Source organism: Rhizobium sp. 57MFTsu3.2, assembly GCF_012932765.1.
Classification (GTDB): Bacteria; Pseudomonadota; Alphaproteobacteria; order Rhizobiales; family Rhizobiaceae; genus Rhizobium; species Rhizobium altiplani.
On sequence record NZ_JDWI01000009.1, the window covers coordinates 60,349 to 78,478 of the forward strand.

15 protein-coding genes, 1 other RNA gene and 1 pseudogene are annotated in these 18,130 nt (G+C 60.5%); 2 read left to right on the forward strand and 15 right to left on the reverse strand.

Annotated elements, in window-relative coordinates:
- The first annotated feature begins 81 nt into the window (after positions 1-81).
- Positions 82-1,177: pseudogene (locus AF71_RS12095) on the forward strand (metallophosphoesterase).
- Positions 1,178-1,179: 2 nt separating this feature from the next.
- Here the strand turns inward: AF71_RS12095 and murB are convergent.
- The 12 genes from murB to mraZ form a co-directional block, all read right to left on the reverse strand.
- Entirely contained in the window at positions 1,180-2,154 is a 975-nt protein-coding gene (murB, locus tag AF71_RS12100; protein ID WP_018858326.1) for a UDP-N-acetylmuramate dehydrogenase, read from the reverse strand.
- Positions 2,151-3,566 (reverse strand): UDP-N-acetylmuramate--L-alanine ligase, encoded by a 1,416-nt coding sequence (murC, locus tag AF71_RS12105; protein WP_113471581.1) that lies wholly within the window; start codon positions 3,564-3,566, stop codon positions 2,151-2,153. The genes murB and murC overlap by 4 nt, the downstream gene beginning before the upstream one ends.
- Positions 3,563-4,687: an undecaprenyldiphospho-muramoylpentapeptide beta-N-acetylglucosaminyltransferase gene (gene murG / locus AF71_RS12110; RefSeq protein WP_113471580.1), complete on the reverse strand. Its 1,125-nt coding sequence runs from the start codon at positions 4,685-4,687 to the stop codon at positions 3,563-3,565. The genes murC and murG overlap by 4 nt, the downstream gene beginning before the upstream one ends.
- A 6-nt stretch (positions 4,688-4,693) precedes the next feature.
- Positions 4,694-5,848, reverse strand: a complete 1,155-nt coding sequence (gene ftsW / locus AF71_RS12115) for a putative lipid II flippase FtsW (protein WP_018858323.1) — start codon at positions 5,846-5,848, stop codon at positions 4,694-4,696.
- 1 nt (position 5,849) lies between these two features.
- Positions 5,850-7,262, reverse strand: coding sequence for a UDP-N-acetylmuramoyl-L-alanine--D-glutamate ligase (gene murD / locus AF71_RS12120; protein WP_169681457.1), 1,413 nt, complete (start codon positions 7,260-7,262; stop codon positions 5,850-5,852).
- Between the two features lie 7 nt (positions 7,263-7,269).
- Positions 7,270-8,370 carry a phospho-N-acetylmuramoyl-pentapeptide-transferase gene (gene mraY, locus AF71_RS12125; protein ID WP_018858321.1) on the reverse strand — a complete coding sequence of 367 codons (1,101 nt, stop codon included), beginning with the start codon at positions 8,368-8,370 and terminating at the stop codon, positions 7,270-7,272.
- A gap of 22 nt (positions 8,371-8,392) precedes the next feature.
- Entirely contained in the window at positions 8,393-9,826 is a 1,434-nt protein-coding gene (locus tag AF71_RS12130) for a UDP-N-acetylmuramoylalanyl-D-glutamyl-2,6-diaminopimelate--D-alanyl-D-alanine ligase (RefSeq protein ID WP_018858320.1), read from the reverse strand.
- The gene (locus tag AF71_RS12135) at positions 9,823-11,283 is read right to left on the reverse strand and encodes a UDP-N-acetylmuramoyl-L-alanyl-D-glutamate--2,6-diaminopimelate ligase (protein ID WP_018858319.1); all 1,461 of its coding nucleotides are present in this window, start codon (positions 11,281-11,283) and stop codon (positions 9,823-9,825) included. The genes AF71_RS12130 and AF71_RS12135 overlap by 4 nt, the downstream gene beginning before the upstream one ends.
- Positions 11,284-11,350: 67 nt before the next feature.
- Complete coding sequence (locus AF71_RS12140) at positions 11,351-13,093, reverse strand: penicillin-binding protein 2 (RefSeq protein ID WP_018858318.1); 1,743 nt, start codon at positions 13,091-13,093, stop codon at positions 11,351-11,353.
- A 2-nt stretch (positions 13,094-13,095) separates the two neighbouring features.
- A complete protein-coding gene (locus AF71_RS12145; RefSeq protein ID WP_018858317.1) occupies positions 13,096-13,497 on the reverse strand; it encodes a hypothetical protein in 402 nt (133 codons plus the stop codon).
- Position 13,498: 1 nt separating this feature from the next.
- Positions 13,499-14,524: a 16S rRNA (cytosine(1402)-N(4))-methyltransferase RsmH gene (gene rsmH / locus AF71_RS12150; protein ID WP_018858316.1), complete on the reverse strand. Its 1,026-nt coding sequence runs from the start codon at positions 14,522-14,524 to the stop codon at positions 13,499-13,501.
- 17 nt (positions 14,525-14,541) lie between these two features.
- Positions 14,542-14,979 (reverse strand): division/cell wall cluster transcriptional repressor MraZ, encoded by a 438-nt coding sequence (mraZ, locus tag AF71_RS12155; RefSeq protein WP_025659370.1) that lies wholly within the window; start codon positions 14,977-14,979, stop codon positions 14,542-14,544.
- Positions 14,980-15,558: 579 nt separating this feature from the next.
- On the opposite strand from mraZ, the gene AF71_RS12160 reads away from it, so the two are divergent.
- Positions 15,559-15,753: a hypothetical protein gene (locus tag AF71_RS12160; RefSeq protein ID WP_018858314.1), complete on the forward strand. Its 195-nt coding sequence runs from the start codon at positions 15,559-15,561 to the stop codon at positions 15,751-15,753.
- A 40-nt stretch (positions 15,754-15,793) separates the two neighbouring features.
- Here AF71_RS12160 and rnpB read toward each other — a convergent pair.
- From rnpB to AF71_RS12175, 3 genes are all read right to left on the reverse strand, one after another.
- Positions 15,794-16,189, reverse strand: an RNA gene (rnpB, locus tag AF71_RS12165) — RNase P RNA component class A.
- Positions 16,190-16,287: 98 nt separating this feature from the next.
- Entirely contained in the window at positions 16,288-17,475 is a 1,188-nt protein-coding gene (locus tag AF71_RS12170; RefSeq protein WP_113471578.1) for an FAD-dependent oxidoreductase, read from the reverse strand.
- Between the two features lie 100 nt (positions 17,476-17,575).
- On the reverse strand, positions 17,576-18,094 hold the full coding sequence (locus tag AF71_RS12175; RefSeq protein WP_026371940.1) for a lytic transglycosylase domain-containing protein: 519 nt from the start codon (positions 18,092-18,094) through the stop codon (positions 17,576-17,578).
- Positions 18,095-18,130 lie beyond the last annotated feature (36 nt).

An 18,130-nucleotide genomic window follows, 5' to 3' on the forward strand; every position in this document is an offset into this window, starting at 1 on the left:
CGACCGGAAACTGCCGCGGCCCTTTTCATTGTTGCCGGCTAACGCCTTGCCCCTAGATTCTCGAAAACGGGGAGAGCCGGGATGCTGACACGACGATCACTGCTGGCACAAAGTGTAGGCGCCGGAATCTCGCTGACACTGCCGTCCATTGCGAGCCGGCCAGCGTCCCGCCGATCAATGTCACCTTCCTTGTCATCAACGACGTCCATGCGTGCCGCTTCGGAGACGGGCTAAGTCCCAACTGCCAGTGTGAAGGCAAGACCGACGCAAATCTGCTCCGTCACATTCTTGCGCTCAACGGCATTCACCACCAGGCATGGCCCACTGAGATCGCAGGGGAGCCGAGCGGCCTTCTGCTCGCCGGTCAGCCGATTGCGAGGCCGCAGGGCATTACCGTGTGTGGCGATGTGACCGATGATCGCGGCGGCCAGACTGCGGAGTTCGCAGAAGGGTCGCAGCTACTGGAGTCTTCTCAACGCTACCAGCAAGGACGCGGTGCCGACCACGTGCACTTTCCCGTCTATGTTGGGCTCGGCAACCACGATCTCGATCAGGACGGGCGCCCGCCGCAAATCGATTGGTACCGCGACGAACTGCGTGATTACGTGCAGATGAACCACAAGCCGAGCGTCTTCTTCAAGCCGCTGGTGCCTGTCGACAACTACGACGAAGCATCGGACAACTACTCCTGGAATTGGGGTGGCCTGCATCTGATTCAGGCGCAGCGTTACGCTGGGACAACACAAGAGGTTCAGCGAGCAGCCTCGATTGGATGAAACGCGATCTCGAGACCTATGCGTCCGATGGCCGCCCGGTGGTCATCTTCCAGCACTATGGATGGGACCGGTTTTCCCTCGAGCGCTGGAATCCTGAAATGAAGACATTCACGTTAAGAGGAAGCGGTGCGCCCCACTGGTGGGGTGAATCGGAACGTCAGGAACTCCTCGCAACCCTCGAAGGCTACAACGTAATCGGTATTTTCCACGGCCACGAGCACAACACGCCGATGGCCTATCGGGTCGGCAAGCTGGACGTTTTCAAAGCAAAAGCCGCCTTCATGGGCGGCTTCTGCCTTGTCCGGGTGACAAGCAACACGATGGATGTAGCGATCGGCGAAGCCAGTGACGACAGGGGCGGCGTAACTTTCTCCACCGCCTTCAGCAAACGCCTCACCTAACGTTACTCGTTGGTTACGCCTTGGAAAGGACGAACCTCACGTCCTGGCATGAAGACGCCGAGACGCTTGATTTCCCACTCGAGCTTGATACCGGATTTTTCGAAGACTTCGCGACGGACCTGTTCGCCGAGATATTCGAGATCATATCCCGTCGCCTGCCCCATGTTGATCATGAAATTGCAATGAAGCGACGACATCTGGGCGCCACCGATCACCAGCCCGCGGCATCCCGCTTCGTCGATGAGCTTCCAGGCGGAATGGCCGTCCGGATTCTTGAAGGTCGAGCCGCCGGTCTTCTCGCGGATCGGCTGGACCGTTTCACGATGACTGCGCACGGCATCCATCTCGGCCCGGATCTTGGCGCGGTCCTCGCTGTACCCTTCGAAGAGCACCGAGGTGAAAATCAGATCGCTCGGCACCGATGAATGACGGTAGGAATAGCCCATATCCGCGTTCGACAGGACAAGCTTGTTGCCCTTGCGATCAACCGCATTCACCTCGACGAGCCGCTCGCGCGTCTCCCCGCCGTTGGCGCCGGCGTTCATGCGCGCTGCGCCACCAATGCTGCCGGGAATACCGTAGTAGAAATGGAAGCCGCCGATGCCGTTGTCCATAGCCATGGCTGCGACATGCTTATCGGGGCAGATCGCACCAGCGCGTATGCGGTTCTCGCCCGCAAGCTCGACGGCGCCGAAGCCCTTTGCCGAAAGCCGCAACACCACGCCGGGAATGCCGCCGTCACGAACCAGGATGTTCGATCCGACGCCAACGACGGTGACCGGGACTTCCTCCGGCAAAAGCTTGAGGAAAGCAATCAGGTCGTCCTCATCATGCGGCTGGAACATCAACTCGGCCAGACCGCCAGCGTGGAACCACGTGACGCGGTCCATCGGCGCATCCGGCGTGATCCTACCGCGGATGTTCTTTACACCGTCGCCGAGCGACGCAAGAAGCTTTTCCCCATTCACCTGTTTCATGCAGATATTCCCGAAAGGCTTTCCAATTGCTTGGGCAACGCTGCCGCCCAGTATGTGATACTCCCAGCCCCCAACAGAACCACAAAATCCCCCGGCTTTGCAATCTCTGCGACCATTTCAGGCAAAAGCTCTTGGGAAGGCAGGAAGCGGGCATCGCGGTGACCGCCCGATTTGATCCGGGATACGAGTGCCTCGGAATTCACCCCTTCGATCGGATCCTCACCCGCCGCATAGACAGGCGCGAGGAAAATGCTGTCCGCATCGTTGAAGCAAGACGCGAACTCCTCGAAGAGGCTGGATAGCCGCGAATAGCGATGCGGCTGATGAACTGCGATCACGCGACCCTTGCAGGCTTCGCGCGCAGCGCGCAGCACGGCTTTGATCTCGACAGGATGGTGGCCGTAGTCGTCGAAGATCTGGACGCCATTCCATTCGCCGGTCAGCGTGAAGCGGCGCTTGACGCCGCCGAAGGAGGCCAGTCCCTTGGCAATGTCCTCGCTGGACATACCGAGGCGATTGGCAACCGCGATCGCGGCGGTGGCATTGGATATGTTGTGCCGTCCGGGCATCGGCATCACGAGATTGTCGAGCCTGATCACCTGCCCGGTTCTCCGGCGGCGGATCTCTACGTCGAAGATCGAGCGCGGACCCTCGACACGGACATTCATGAAACGAACGTCGGCCTGCGGATTCTCGCCATAGGTAACGATCTTGCGGTCCTCGATCCGGCCGACGAGCGCCTGGACTTCCGGATGGTCGAGGCACAGCACGCCGAAGCCGTAGAACGGCACGTTCTCGACGAACTGGCGGAATGCGCCGCGAACCGCATCGAAATTGCCGTAGTGGTCCAGATGCTCGGGGTCGATGTTAGTGATGACGGCAACGTCGGCGGGAAGCTTCAGGAACGTGCCGTCGGACTCGTCGGCCTCCACCACCATCCACTCACCCTCACCCATGCGAGCGTTGGTGCCATAGGCATTGATGATACCGCCGTTGATGACGGTAGGGTCGAGACCGCCTGCCTCCAACAGCGTTGCCACCAGCGACGTGGTTGTGGTCTTGCCATGCGTACCGCCGATCGCGATCGCATTGCGGAACCGCATCAATTCGGCAAGCATCTCCGCCCGGCGAACGACCGGCAGCAGCTTTTCACGCGCCGCGACAAGCTCGGGGTTGTTCTTCTTGATCGCAGTCGAGACGACCACCACTTCGGCGTCACCGAGGTTTTCTGCCTTGTGGCCGACGAAGACTTCGATGCCCTTGTCACGCAAGCGTTGCACGTTGGCGCTGTCGGCCTGATCCGATCCCTGCACGCGGTGACCGAGATTGTGGAGCACCTCGGCAATGCCGCTCATGCCGATGCCGCCGATGCCGATGAAATGAACGAGGCCGATGGCCTTCGGCATTTTCATGCGCGTTTCCCCTTGAACTCTGCAATTGTACGTCGTGCCGCAATAGCCTCTACCATGTCGGCAAGCAAGTTCGCAGCGTCGGGTTTACCCGCTTGCCTGGCTGCAGCGGCCATCCGGGCGAGCTTTTCCGGATCGTTCATCGCATGAGTGAGTATCGAAGCGATCTTCTCCGGCGAAAGCTCGGCCTGCGGAATGACCTTGGCTCCGCCGGTCGCCGCAAGCGCTGCCGCGTTCGCCGCCTGATCGTGGTCCAAAGCATGTGGGTAAGGCACAAGCACTGCCGGCCGCCCGATCACGGAAATCTCCGAAACCGTGGATGCACCGGAACGGCAGATGACGAGATGTGCCGCGGCAAGTCGTTCGGCCATGTCGCTGAAGAACGGCGCCGTATCAGCAGCCATCTTCAATTGAGCGACGCAAGCGCTCAACATGCCCATATCTTCCGGACGCACTTGCTGGGTGATGCGCAGGCGATCGCGAAGCCCGTCCTCGAGCAAGCTGATGGCTGTCGGCATCGCCTTGGAGAAATACTGCGCGCCCTGGCTGCCGCCAAAGACGACGAGATTGAAAGGCTCACCGGGATTGGACGGAGAATACGGCACTTTCGCCGCCTCGATGATGGCCGGTCGCACCGGATTGCCCGTTGTCACCGTCTTGCTCGGAAACTGGCCGTCGCCTTCGGGCAGGAACCCGCCTGCAATCGCCTGCATACGGCTAGCCAGCGCCTTGTTGGCGCGGCCCATCACGGCGTTCTGCTCGTGGATCATCGCAGGCACGCCGAGGCGCGTTGCAGCGAGCAGCGGCGGTACGGTGGGATACCCGCCGAAGCCAACGACCACCACAGGCTTGAGACGCGCGATAAGCTTCTTGGCAGCCCGCATTCCGGTCCACAGCGTCCACAGCGAGCGCGCGACAGCGACCGGATTCTTGGAGCCTATCGTCGACGACGGCACGACATGAATCTCATCGGCCGGGAATTTGCCGGCATAACGCTCGGCACGGCTATCGGTGACCAGGTGCACGGAATAGCCGCGCTCCTTCAGCTTGTAGGCCAGAGCCTCCGCAGGAAACACATGACCGCCGGTTCCCCCGGCGGCAAGCAGGACAATGCCTTTACTCATAAGCAATTACTCCGCCGGCATTCCGTGCGCGACGCGGAAGAGGCTCCGATCCTGCGCACGTTTTTCCGGCCTGTGACGCGTCAGCGCGAGAATGAACCCCGCGGTAACGCAGATGGCGACCATGGACGAACCGCCGTAGGAAATCAGCGGCAGGGTCATGCCTTTCGCCGGTAGCAGTTCGAGATTGACGCCTACGTTGATGATCGACTGTATGCCGATCTGCAGCACGAGGCCAGCGACGGCAAAGCGGTTGAAGTCGTTCCGCTCCTTGTAGGCATGCGAGAGACCGCGCAGCACGAGGACGGAAAACAGCGCAACGAGCGCCATGCAGAAGACGATGCCGAACTCTTCGGCCGCGACCGAGAAGATGAAGTCGGTATGCGCGTCGGGGATGATCCGCTTGACGATGCCCTCGCCAGGTCCCTGGCCGAACCAATCGCCACGAATGATGGCTTCGCGTGCCGTGTCGATCTGAAAAGTATCACCTTCGCCGGTCAGGAACTTGTCGATGCGCAGCGCCACGTGCGGGAAGATGTAATAGGCGCTGACAAGGCCGCCGACACCGCCTGCGCCGAGCAGGATGATCCAGATCCACGGCATGCCGGCCATGAAGAACATGCCGCCCCACACCGCCGTCGTCAGGATCGTTTGCCCAAGGTCGGGCTGCGCGACCAGAAGTGCAGCGACAATGCCGAAAAGTATGATGGCAAACAGGTTACCCGGAATCTCCGGCTGCCTTGCATGCTCGGCAAAGAGCCAGGCACAGACGACGACAAAGGCCGGCTTCATGAATTCGGAGGGCTGGATAGAGATGCCGGCAAGCGTGACCCAGCGGCGGGAGCCTTTGACCTCGACACCGAAAAACAACGCCAGCAACATCATGCCAAGGGCGACGATCAACAGGATGATCGCCGTTCGCCGCACCTGGCGGGGCGTCAGAAAGGAGAGGCCAACCATCACCGCGAGCGACGGGATCATGAAAGCGGCATGGCGCTTGACGAAGTGGAACGGCTCCAGCCCGATGCGCTCGGCGACGGCGGGCGACGCGGCGAAAGACAGCATGAAGCCGATGCCCATCAGGAAGATGAACATCGCCAGGAAGAAGCGGTCGATGGTCCAAAACCAATCGGCCAGAGGCCCACGTTCCGCGCGGCTTACCATGTTATTTATCTCCTGTTGCCGAATCGATCAGCATGGTGATTCCGTCGAGCGCTGCCACATGGCTGACAAATGCATCGCCCCTGACTTCGAAGTTCTTATATTGGTCGAAGCTTGCGCAAGCCGGGGATAACAGCACGGCCAGAGGACCGCTTTCGTCCTTTTCGGCATCGGCAGCTGCATGAGCGACGGCGCGCTCCAACGTCCCCGAAATCTCATAGGGCACGGCCTCGCCGAGTGTCGCGGCAAACTCGGCCGCGGCTTCGCCGATCAGATAGGCCTTGGCGATCCGCGGGAAGAACCCCGTCAGTGAGGTAATGCCTCCGGCTTTCGGCAAGCCGCCGGCGATCCAGTAAATGCGGTCGTAGCTCGACAACGCCGGAGCCGCGGCATCGGCGTTGGTGGCCTTCGAGTCGTTGACGAAGACGACGTTGCCGCGACGCCCGACCGGCTGCATCCGGTGCTTGAGGCCGGGAAAGGATGCGAGCCCGGCGCGTATCTCTTCTTCGGAGACGCCGACGGCCAGGCATGCGGCAAGCGCCGCTGCGGCATTCTGTGCGTTGTGGCTGCCGCGCAGCGTCTGGATCCCGTCGAGATCGGCAATCGACTTTGTTGCGCCTCCCGAGGCCTGGATGAGCTTCGTTCCATCCGCGTAGATGCCGTAGGGAAGTGCATGACGGCGGGAAATGCGCATGACCTTGCCGCCGGCCCGCTCGATACGATCCGCGATCATCTGGCAGTGGCTGTCGTCCACGCCGATGATGGCGACGTCACTGCCGGCAACCAGCCGCTCCTTGATGTCGGCATAGTGCTGCATCGTGCCATGACGATCGAGATGATCCGGCGTCAGGTTGAGCAGGATGCCGGCGGACGGATTGACCGTCGGCGCGAGGTCGATCTGGTAGGACGAGCATTCGACGACGTAAAAACGTCCATCCTTCGGCGGGTCGAGCGTCAGCACCGCCGTCCCGATATTGCCGCCGAGTTGCGTATCGCGGCCGCTCGACTTCAGGATATGCGCGATCAGCGCTGTCGTCGTCGACTTGCCGTTGGTACCGGTAATGGCAATGAACGGGCAATCGGGCGCATGAGCCCGGCGCTCGCGCACGAAGAGCTGGACGTCGCCGACGACATCGACGCCGGCGGCACGCGCAAGATCAACGGTCCAGTGCGGCTTGGGATGCGTCAGCGGCACACCCGGTGAGAGCACGAAAAGCGACTGCGCGCTCCAGTCGATGGTGCGCAGATCGGCGGTATGGATGCCCTCGGCGGCGGCTTTGGTAACGCTATCCGGATTATCATCCCAGGCGGTCACCTCGGCGCCGCCCAGTTTCAGCGCGCGCGCCGTGGCAAAGCCGGAACCGCCGAGCCCGAATAGCGCGACCTTCTTTCCTGATAGCGTCGTAACGGGAATCATCGCCGCCTCACCGCAGCTTCAGGGTGGAGAGACCAAGCAGGGCAAGACCGACCGCGATGATCCAGAACCGGATCACCACCTGGCTTTCCGTCCAGCCCTTCTTCTCGAAATGGTGATGGATCGGCGCCATCAGGAAGACGCGCCGGCCGGTCATCTTGAAGTAGCCAACCTGGATGATGACCGAGAGCGTTTCCATCACGAACAGGCCACCGATGATCGCCATGACGATCTCATGCTTGGTAGCGACGGCAACCGTGCCGATCGTGCCGCCAAGCGCCAGCGAGCCGGTGTCGCCCATGAAGATTGCGGCGGGCGGCGCGTTGAACCAGAGGAATCCGAGGCCGGCGCCGATGACGGCCCCAAGCACCACCGAGAGCTCGCCGGTGCCCGGTACGAAGTTGATCTGCAGATAGTTTGCAAAGACGGCGTTACCCGCGAGATACGCAATCACCCCGAAGGATGCTGCGGCAATCATCACCGGCACGATGGCGAGCCCATCGAGACCATCGGTCAGGTTCACGGCATTGCCGGCACCGACGATCACGAAGCCGCCGAAGAGGACGAACATGATGCCGAGGTTGATCATGAAGTCCTTGAAGAACGGGAACGCGATCGATGAGCCGAAGGTCGAACCCGCGGTTCCGGATGCAAGCGCCGTTCGCATCATGAAGTAAACGGCAATGCCTGCGATCACGAACTCGATGCCGAGTCGCGCCTTGCCGGAGAAGCCCTTGTGGCTTTGCTTGGTGACCTTCAGGTAGTCGTCATAGAAGCCGATCGCGCCGAAACCGAGGGTGACGAGCAGCGTGGCAACCACGTAGACGTTGGAAAGATCAGCCCATAGCAGCGACGACCCGACGATACCCGCGAGGATCATCAGGCCGCCCATGGTCGGCGTACCTGCCTTCTTGAAGTGTGTCTGCGGACCGTCGGCGCGGATCGGCTGCCCCTTGCCTTGGCGGATGCGCAGCGAGTTGATGATCGTCGGACCAAAGAGGAAGACAATGAAGGCGGACGTAAACAGGGAGGCGCCCGTGCGGAAGGTAATGTACCTGAACAGATTCAAGAATTTCAGGTGTTCCGACAGTTCGACAAGCCAAATCAGCATTCAGGGCCCCTTGTTTACCCGCTCAAAAATCGCGTTGCGTGTCGGCAAATGGCGGGAACTTGTCAAGAAGCGCGGCGACGATCTTTCCGAAACCTATGCCCAGTGACGATTTTACCATCAGCACGTCGCCAGCCACGACGGAGTTCAGTACGTATTCGCTTAGTTCTTCTGTCGTCTCGTAGTGAACGACCTGGACGCTCTCCGGGAGCGATTCCTTCAGCGCAGCCATTTCACGACCGGCCAGCCAGACATGCTCAATGCCGGCAGCAAGCAACGGCCCCGCCAGATCCGAATGGACCCTTTCCGCGTAGTCGCCCATCTCCAGCATGTCGCCGAGTACGGCGATGCGCCGCCCCGCCCCCGTCGGCACCGCGCTCGCAAGCACGGCGATTGCCGCCCTCATAGAGGCGGGATTGGCGTTGTAGCTCTCGTCGATGACCGTGAAGGCGCCGTGGTCGATCATCAGCCGATGACGGCGGCCCCTGCCCTTCTCGGGCTGGAGCGTCGCGAGGGCGCCGATCGCCTGCTGCATGTCCGCACCGACTATCTTCACGACCCCGAGGGCAGCCAGCGCATTCTCCGCGATGTGCCGGCCCGGCGCACCGATTGCCACTTCCTTCGTGTCGCCGTCGATGGTGATCCAGAGCGTCGAACTCTGGTCCGAGCCGTTAAACTCTGCCAGGCGGAAATCCGCTTTCGCGTGCTGACCGAAGGAATGGATGTGGTGGATACCGCAAGCTTGTGCCGTCCGCTCCAGAAAGTTGAACTGGTCGTTGTCTCGATTGAGCACGACCTGCCCACCGGACACGACGCCTTCGAAAATCTCGGCCTTGGCCGTCGCGATCTCACGAATGCTCTTGAAGTTGCCAAGGTGTGCCGGCGCGATTGTCGTGATCACGGCGACATGCGGCTTGATCATCTTGACCAGCGGGCGGATCTCGTCCGGATGGTTCATGCCCACTTCGAAGACACCAAAATACGTGTCGAGCGGCATCCGGGCGAGCGTCAGGGGTACGCCCCAGTGATTGTTGAATGAGGCAACGGAAGCGTGCACCTTGCCCGATGGAGACAAGACCCGGCGCAGCATCTCCTTGGTGGTCGTCTTGCCGACCGAACCGGTGACGGCAATGATCTGGGCGCGCGAACGGGCGCGAGCAGCCTGTCCGAGCTTTCCGAGTGCCGCCAACACATCTTCGACAACGATCACTGGGACGGTGAGCCGCCCCATGGCTGGCAGGCGCGCTTCGCTGACGACGAGAAGAGCGGCTCCGTTTGCCATCGCCATCGACGCGAAGTCGTGGCCATCGACGCGGTCGCCCTTGATGGCGAAGAAGGCTTCGCCGGGCGCAATGGAGCGGCTGTCGATGGAAATCCCGGTAATGCCCTCAGGCAAAGTGCCGAACGGCCGCCCTGCCATGGCGGCAATCATGTCTTCCGTCGTCCAAAGCCAGTTCACGGTTTCAGCTCCTCCAAAGCCTTACGCAATTCGGCGTGATCCGAAAACGGCAGGGTGACGCCCCCTATCGTCTGCCCTTCCTCGTGCCCCTTGCCGGCGACGATCAGCGTGTCGCCGGATGTCAGCATCCCGACCGCCGTTCGGATCGCCTCGGCGCGGTCGCCGATTTCGGTTGCGCAGCCAGCGGCCGCCATGATCTCGGCACGGATGCTCGACGGCTCTTCGGAGCGCGGATTGTCGTCCGTGACAATCACCACATCGGCCAGACGGCAGGCGATTTCGCCCATGATCGGGCGCTTGCCGCGATCGCGGTCGCCACCGCAGCCAAACACGACGATGACGCGGCCCGTAGTAAACGGACGAACGGATTCCAGGACGTTGGCAAGCGCGTCTGGCTTGTGTGCGTAGTCAACATAAGCAAGCGCGCCGTCCCTGGTGTGGCCCACCAGCTCCAGTCGACCCGATGCGCCCTGCAGCTTTTCGAGGGCCGCCATGGCAACCTTCGCCGGCACACCCGTCGACATGGCGAGACCTGCCGCGACGAGCGCATTGGCCACCTGGAAGTCGCCCGCAAGCGGAATGTCGACCTCGAAGATTTCGTCCTCGGCATGGATTTCAGCCACCTGCTTGTGGCGGAAATGCTCGACGCGCTTCAGCGTCAGGTAGTCACCCTTGCGACCAACGGTGCGGACGTCATGACCCGAGTCGCGCGCCGCTTTGACGGCTTGCTCAGACCACGCATCGTCAGCGAAGATCACCGCCGGTGCGCCCTTTGGCAGCAGCGTATCGAAAAGCCGCATCTTCGCGGCCATGTAGCTTTCGATCGTCGGATGATAGTCCATGTGATCGCGGCCTAGATTGGTAAAGGCAGCGGCAGTGAGCCTGACGCCATCCAGACGGCCCTGATCGAGGCCATGGCTGGAGGCTTCCATCGAGGCATGTGTAACGCCCTCCCCGGAGAGCTCAGCCAGTAATTTGTGAAGCGAAACTGGATCGGGCGTCGTCAGCGAGCCATATTCATTGCGTGTCGGAGAGACGACACCAGTCGTACCGATCATCGCCGCCGGATGGCCGGCATAAGCCCAGATCTGCCGCGTAAAGGAGGCAACCGACGTCTTGCCTGCAGTACCGGTCACGGCAACCATCGTTTCCGGCTGCTTGCCATAGAAGTGAGAGGCCGCGATCGAGAGGAAGCGGCGCGGATCGTTCACGACGAGAACAGGTATGGAAGCATCAATGCCATGGGAGGCAATGGCCACGACAGCACCGCGCGTCGCCGCATCGGCGATAAAACCTGCTCCATCTGCCTTCGTCCCGGCGACAGCTACAAACACCATTCCGCGTTCGATCTTGCGGCTGTCGGACGAGATGCCCAAAACCGCCAGCGCCCCGACAGACCCGGCTAATTGATTTTCAAGTTCCGGAAATGCATCTCCGGCGATGTCTCGCAAGTTCATCGAATGTACTTTTCTCTTTCAAGCCGCCGCGCCCCCGTGGCGAATCGGCTCCGACATTCATTCAGACTCAATAAGACACCAACATGGCCGATCCGTCGTCACCGAACTTGGGTTCCACACCGAGAATTGGCGCTGCGCGGGCAATGATGTTCTTCACCATCGGTGCAGCAGTATACGCGGCGATGTTCTGACCCTTCTCGCCATTGTGCGGTTCATCGCAGAACGTCAGCACGACATACTTCGGATCCTCGATCGGAAATGCGGCGAGGAACGCATTGAAGTTGAGGTTCGTCGCATAGCGGCCATTGACCACCTTGTCAGCCGTGCCAGTCTTGCCGCCGACGTTGAAGCCGGGGACGTCAGCATTGCGGCCGGAGCCCTTGATGCCGTTCAGCTTGAAGAGATAACGCACGTCGTCGCTGGTCGACTTCTTGACAACCACTTCAGCAACCTCGTCCGCCTGTTCCCGATTGCGCGGCAGGAAGGTTGGCTCGATGAGCTTGCCGCCGTTGACGAGCGCCGCGCCGGCAACCGCCGTCTGCAGTGGCGTCGTGGAAACGCCGTGGCCGAAGGAAATCGTGATCGAGTTGATCTTCTTCCAAACCTTCGGTTGGCTCGGCATCTTCACTTCCGGCAGTTCGGTCTGCATCTTGGTCAAAAGGCCGAGCTTCGTAAGATAATCCTTCTGAGCATCCATCCCGACAATGTCGATGATGCGAGCGGTGCCGACGTTCGACGAATACTGGAACACCTCAGGCAGCGTCAGCCAACGGCGCTGGCCGTGGAAGTCGTGAATGGTGAAGCCGCCGATGCGGATCGGCTGCGTCGCATCGAAGCTGTCGTTCAGGCTGACCTTGCCCGTGTCGAGCGCCATGGCAAGCGAGAACGTCTTGAAGGTCGAGCCCATTTCGAACGTGCCGTTCGACATGCGGTTCAGCCAGCCCTCCTTGGCGCCCTCCAGCGGGTTGTTCGGATCGAAATCCGGGGCCGATGCCATTCCGAGCACTTCGCCGGTATGAATATCGAGGATGACAGCGCCGGCGCCCTTGGCCTCGTAGTTCTTGACCGCGTTGACGACGACATCGCGCACGATGTTCTGGACGCGGACGTCAATCGACAGGCGAACGGGCTCCAGCGGCTGGTCGCTTGTCATGCCGACGGAGGCGAGGTCGGCAAGGCCCTGATCGTCAATGTATTTTTCCATGCCGGCAACGCCGCGGTTGTCGATGTTGACGTAACCGAGAATGTGCGCTGCGGTGGCGCCACCCGGATAAAAGCGGCGCTTCTCAGGGCGGAAGCCGATGCCCGGAATGCCGAGCGCAAGGATCTGGCTCTGTTGCTTCGGCGTCAGCTGGCGACGCAGCCAGGCGAAGTGGGACGTGCGGTTCGCGAGCTTCTTGTAAGTCCCCTTCATGTCGAGGTCGGGCATAACGGTGGCGAGTTTCTCGACCGCCTCGTCGGGATCGACAACCTTGTTCGGCTCGGCAAATAGCGAGACGGTGCGGATATCGGTCGCCAGCACCTCGCCGTTTCGGTCCAGGATATCCGGGCGCGACGCCATCAGACGATCAGGCGGCAGGATACTGGACACGACATCGGGGTCGCGGACTGCGTATTCGACGAGACGCCCGCCGATCACGCAATAAACAGCAACGAAGCCGACGATCAGGAGCCCGACGCGGCTCTTGGCCTGTCCCGCCCTCTTTTTTCGCGATCCCTCGATCGGCCTATTGCCGCCGAGGCGGTTGTGCGTGCCGGCGGAGAAATGCGCCTGGCTCTTCAAGACCATGATGCGTGAAAGAAACGACATCTCTACTCCACCGATCCGGTTGCCATCATGTCTTCTTCTTCGGGTTCAGGCGCCACCGCCTTTGGCTTCGCCTTGGCACCGGCCTTCGCTTCGGTAATGTCTGGAACCGGAACTTGCGACTTCAGCATCGGCAGTTCCTTGGCATGAACCAGCGACGTGGAAGCCGTCGGCTGCAGCTGAAGCTCACCATTGTAGTTGTTGACGAGCCGCTCGAGCCTGTTCGGCTGGGACAACAGAGCCCAATCGGCCTTCAACAGATCGATGGTATCCTTCTCGAGCTTGATCTCCGCTTCAAGGCGATGAACTTCCTCGAGCTTGAGCTCGGCATGGTGCTTGATCGTATAGGTGACAGCAGCAGCTGCTGTCATGACACCGACGAGGATGAGGTCCAAGGTTCTCAGCATATCAGGCTCCGAGCTTTCCGAGACTCGCCAGATTCGGCAGCCCGAAGATGGAAATATCCGCCGCTTCAGCGGGTGCGGCAGTGCGCAGCCCTGCCCGCAGCTTGGCAGATCGCGCCCGCGGGTTTGCCTGCGCCTCCGCCTCGGTCGCAGCAACCATGGGTTTGCCGATCCGCTCGAAGGTCGCCGCACGCTCGTGCGCGACGGGCAGATGACGCGAGCCCGAAGCCTTGCCGGCGCGATCAGAGAAGAAGGTCTTGACGATCCGATCTTCGAGCGAATGGAAGGTAACCACAACGAGACGCCCGCCGGGCTTCAGCACGCGCTCGGCGGCAAACAGCGCCCGCGCCAGCTCGCCAAGTTCGTCGTTGACGAAAACCCGCAACGCCTGGAAGACCCGGGTCGCCGGATGAATCTTGTCCTTCATTTTACGTGGGGTAACGAGCTCGATCAGACCAGCCAGATCGCGCGTCGTCTCGAACGGCTTTTCAGCCCGCCGCTTTTCAATCGCATGCGCGATGCGCGGCGACTGATTTTCCTCTCCGAGAAAATGAAAGATGCGGATCAGATCAGCCACCTTGGCACGATTGACCACATCGGCCGCCGAAACGCCAGCCGCCGACATCCGCATGTCCAGCGGACCATTCTTCTGGAACGAGAAGCCGCGCTCGGCCTCATCGATCTGCATTGAGGACACGCCGATATCGAGCACGACTCCATCCAGCCCGCCCGATGGAGCAGCATCGGCCAATTGAGAAAACCGCGAATGAACGAGCTTCAAGCGGCCTTGGCTTTCAGCGACAAGGGCCTGACCGGCTTCGATGGCGGTCGGATCGCGATCCAGGGCGATCACATTGGCGCCAGCACCCAGAATGGCAGAAGTATAGCCGCCCGCACCGAAGGTGCCATCGAGAATGATCTTGCCGGGCAACGGCTCGAGCGCGGCAAGCACCTCATTGAGAAGAACCGGAATGTGGCGAACCGGTCCGCCACCGGCATCAGTTGAATCTCCGCCAGGATTCGCCGCCATTCCGTTCCCTCGTATTTTTAGGAACGCCTGCCCGCCAGCCGACGCCCTCCTCGTGCCTGCACCTGAGCAGCCTGAAATGCCTGCGGCTGCCACAGCTGAAAATGATCCGCCCGACCAACGAAGGTCACTTCGTCCGAGATACCGGTGAAGTCGCGGATGAAATCCGTGACCATCAGCCGGCCTTCCGCATCGAGCTTCATGAAGATACCGCCCCCGTGGATGAGAAGCGACATCTCGTTCGCGTCCGGCGAAAACGGATCTTCCGCAGAGATTTGACGCTCGAACCTCTCCAGGAGATCCGGACCGCCGACACTGATCGCCGGAAACACAAAGTCCTGGAAGCAATAGAGCTCCTGAACATTGCGCTGCGCCAACACGGATCGAAACGCCGCCGGCACGGAAACCCTGCCCTTGGAATCGATTCTGTTGGTCGCATTTGAAAGGAAGCGGCTCATGACAAGAAACATCCGTTCCCGAAAGAGCCCGGACTGAACTCAAAAGCCCGGAACCCTGAAATTCAGGCACAGCTTCGCGAGCCGAATGGGCAAGACCCCATCCGGAGCTTCCGGAACAGAAGACACCTTGGCTTTGCGATTGGTGGGCACCTACTTGCCCTTGCGCAGTGCATGAATGGGATAACATGGGACCATATGGGCGTCAATGGGAAACGCCCGTCTCACGATGAGCGCCGTATCGAAAATTTATAAGCTGTTAAGTTTAACAAAGGGTTAGTTCCGCACTTACCGATGCCGCGAACCAGCCCTGCCAGCACGCGCCCGAAGGCGACCGATGGCTCAGATCGGCACAACCAAATATGCAATTTCCAACAAAGGCTTAAGGCTTGCTCTTCAACAGTGGCAGGCGTCGATCCAAGGCGCCCCATGAAGAGGTATGCAGCCGCTATCCCCTTTGAAGTAAGCGACCAAGCTATTCGGATATTGCCATGTGCAAAATAATAAGGAGGCGGAGAATTGAATCGGTTCAGCGCTGCCGCATATTAATGAAGGCTAAATAAGTAACCGTGGAGTAATAGTATGACAAACTTCACATTAAAGGGACTTCTTTACGGGCGCTTTGAACCGGAAAAGCGTATTCCACTGTCGCAGTCAGGCATGACGACCGACATCCAATGCGATTCCTGCGGCAAGATATTCAAGCGCTGGTCCATTCTCGCGCGCAGCAGCACCACCTGCGATGAATGCCTGGCAAAGGCACCGACCGCCCACTAGCAATCGACGACATCAACAAGACGCGTCTTAGCAAAGGTAGTTCGCCAGTTGGCCTGTAAGCCGGGTTCTGTATGGCCCCGGCCGAAGCCGGAACGTGGCAGCCATTCCTCTGGGACAGCGTTCGCACGCTGCCTCACGCAACCCACCCGGATGACTGACCTGGAAACCAGCCGGAAGGCTTTCGCCTCCCACGTCATCCCTATTCGGTCTTGCTCCCGGTGGGGTTTACCTTGCCATCGCCGTTACCGGAGATGCGGTGGGCTCTTACCCCACCCTTTCACCCTTACCTGCCGAGGCAGGCGGTTTGCTTTCTGTGGCACTTTCCCTGAGGTCGCCCTCGCCGGACGTTATCCGGCACCGTGTTTCCGTGGAGCCCGGACTTTCCTCACCCTACCGCCTTTCGGCATTGGTAAAGCGCGGCTGCCCGGCCAACTGGCATGGCTCCCTTAGCGGAGACGCGAAGCGAATGCCACTGAAATATCTTCGAGCTCTGCGCGTACTCGCAACGGGCGCCCCTCCCCGACCGGAGCGTGCCTAGCGGAAGACCGGCGTCAGCTCCCTGCCGAAGTCCTCGGCGCCGAGCCAGCCTTGCGTCATGACGACCGCGCCCAGTCGGCCGAGCTCATCCGATGATTTCGCGGCAACGAAATTGCCACCGGCCAGAACCGCAATTCGTGGAGAATCCGTATAGCCCACATAGGGATAGGCTGTTGCCGTGAAGGTTGCCACACACGGCGCCGAGGTTGTTGCGCAACCCGCCAATGCGGGCATGTGCTGCAGGGCCGTTGACACCAGCAGGTCGCGCTCCGCCAGATCGCCATCGGAGCGAAACCATGTTCCGACATCCTCAAGCGTCTCGAATGAGCGCGTTTCCAACTCGCCGCCGAGTTTGAGATAGAACTTGCCGTCGGGATAGCACACCGGCGGAAGGATGTAGACATGGTCCTCGTCGCGGTCGCCGAAGATAATGGCTGAAGGCATTTCGGAAAAAACTGCCATCTCCCGGGCGCCAAGTTCGAAGAATGCCACGGTGCGCGCCGCGATCCTGACATCGATAGCAGCAGGGAGAAGACCGTTGAAATTGCTGAAACCGCCGGCAGCGACCAGCACCCGCTCGGCGGTATAGCGCTTGCCGCCGGCATGAACCTCCACGAACGTACCCTCATCGCGAACAGAGGCAACAGTCGCATCGATAACCGTCACGCCCGCCTGCTCGGCAAGCTTGGCTTGCGCTCGAACCAAAGCGCGCGGGTTGATGTGGCCCGCGCGTTTCGCTTCGAAATAACCATTGAACGACGGGTTGAGATCAAACGGAGGAAAGCGGTCCCGCAACGCCGTCGGCGTCAGCGTTTCGACGTCGAGACCGAGCGTTTCGCTGACCTGCAGCGCCCGTCCGAGATATCGCTCCCCCGGTTGGGCAGGTGGTCCGGCAAAGAGGCAACCCGCTTCCGTGAAAAAGGAAATGCCGCTCTTCGCTTCGATTTCGTGGTAGCGGTCGAGCGAGCGTGCCGCCAGCGTCGCCCAAACGGCATTGTCGTCGAAGGTCCGCGTGATGCGGGCCTCGTCGTAGTGGCTGGCAAAGACGCCATGATGGCTCTTGCGCTCGACTGGCTCACTGGGGCCGATGAGCGCAACACCCTCGATCATCCCGGAGAGATGGCGGGCCGCAGCCGCGCCCATCATTCCGCGCCCGACGATGATCACCTTGAAATCAACTGCCATGTATCACCTCATTTCGGAGGCCAGATAACACAGGCACCATGTTGAATCATATTCTTAAGTGCCCGGTCGAAGTAATTATCAGACAGGCAGTTTCAGGTGATCAGTCGAGCATCGCCAAGACCTTACCGCAATAGGCCTTGGAGACCGGGTTCATGCGGGTTGCGCCATGGCCGGCATTGTACTTCAGGATCGTGTCGCAGGTCTCACCACCGCCGAGTTCATGTGCAGCGGCCAGGTATTTCATGCCGAACCTGATGTTCGTCTCGGGATCGAACAACCCCTTGCTCGTCCCCGAGTAACCCATCATCCTTGCTGTCGCCGGCTTGATCTGCATGAGACCGATTTCACCGGCACTACCGCGTGCGTTCGGATTGAAATTGCTCTCGACGCGAACGACGGCCTGAGCGAGCTCGGCAGGAACGTTATATTGCTTTGCGTACTTGATAATGAGAGCCGAATATTTGTTGGCCGTGAAGTCCGGCATTGCATAGCCGCTAGTCCGATCAACAGTCTTCAAAGGAACCGTCTGTGCCCTTGCGCCCCATTCACCCGCGAAAGCGCAATTCATACCCATCAACAGTGCGCTTGCGCACACCGCAGCAGAAATAATCCTATTCATTCAGTCTAATTACTCCGACCCAAAGAATTTCTGGAC

What these genes read in the sequence shown, in the direction of transcription:
- murB (WP_018858326.1), bottom strand. Translation starts at nt 2,154, where the DNA reads ATGAAACAGGTGAATGGGGAAAAGCTTCTTGCGTCGCTCGGCGACGGT.
- murC (WP_113471581.1), bottom strand. Translation starts at nt 3,566, where the DNA reads ATGAAAATGCCGAAGGCCATCGGCCTCGTTCATTTCATCGGCATCGGC.
- murG (WP_113471580.1), bottom strand. Translation starts at nt 4,687, where the DNA reads ATGAGTAAAGGCATTGTCCTGCTTGCCGCCGGGGGAACCGGCGGTCAT.
- ftsW (WP_018858323.1), bottom strand. Translation starts at nt 5,848, where the DNA reads ATGGTAAGCCGCGCGGAACGTGGGCCTCTGGCCGATTGGTTTTGGACC.
- murD (WP_169681457.1), bottom strand. Translation starts at nt 7,262, where the DNA reads ATGATTCCCGTTACGACGCTATCAGGAAAGAAGGTCGCGCTATTCGGG.
- mraY (WP_018858321.1), bottom strand. Translation starts at nt 8,370, where the DNA reads ATGCTGATTTGGCTTGTCGAACTGTCGGAACACCTGAAATTCTTGAAT.
- AF71_RS12135 (WP_018858319.1), bottom strand. Translation starts at nt 11,283, where the DNA reads ATGAACTTGCGAGACATCGCCGGAGATGCATTTCCGGAACTTGAAAAT.
- AF71_RS12140 (WP_018858318.1), bottom strand. Translation starts at nt 13,093, where the DNA reads ATGTCGTTTCTTTCACGCATCATGGTCTTGAAGAGCCAGGCGCATTTC.
- AF71_RS12145 (WP_018858317.1), bottom strand. Translation starts at nt 13,497, where the DNA reads ATGCTGAGAACCTTGGACCTCATCCTCGTCGGTGTCATGACAGCAGCT.
- rsmH (WP_018858316.1), bottom strand. Translation starts at nt 14,524, where the DNA reads ATGGCGGCGAATCCTGGCGGAGATTCAACTGATGCCGGTGGCGGACCG.
- mraZ (WP_025659370.1), bottom strand. Translation starts at nt 14,979, where the DNA reads ATGAGCCGCTTCCTTTCAAATGCGACCAACAGAATCGATTCCAAGGGC.
- AF71_RS12160 (WP_018858314.1), top strand. Translation starts at nt 15,559, where the DNA reads ATGACAAACTTCACATTAAAGGGACTTCTTTACGGGCGCTTTGAACCG.
- AF71_RS12170 (WP_113471578.1), bottom strand. Translation starts at nt 17,475, where the DNA reads ATGGCAGTTGATTTCAAGGTGATCATCGTCGGGCGCGGAATGATGGGC.
- AF71_RS12175 (WP_026371940.1), bottom strand. Translation starts at nt 18,094, where the DNA reads ATGAATAGGATTATTTCTGCTGCGGTGTGCGCAAGCGCACTGTTGATG.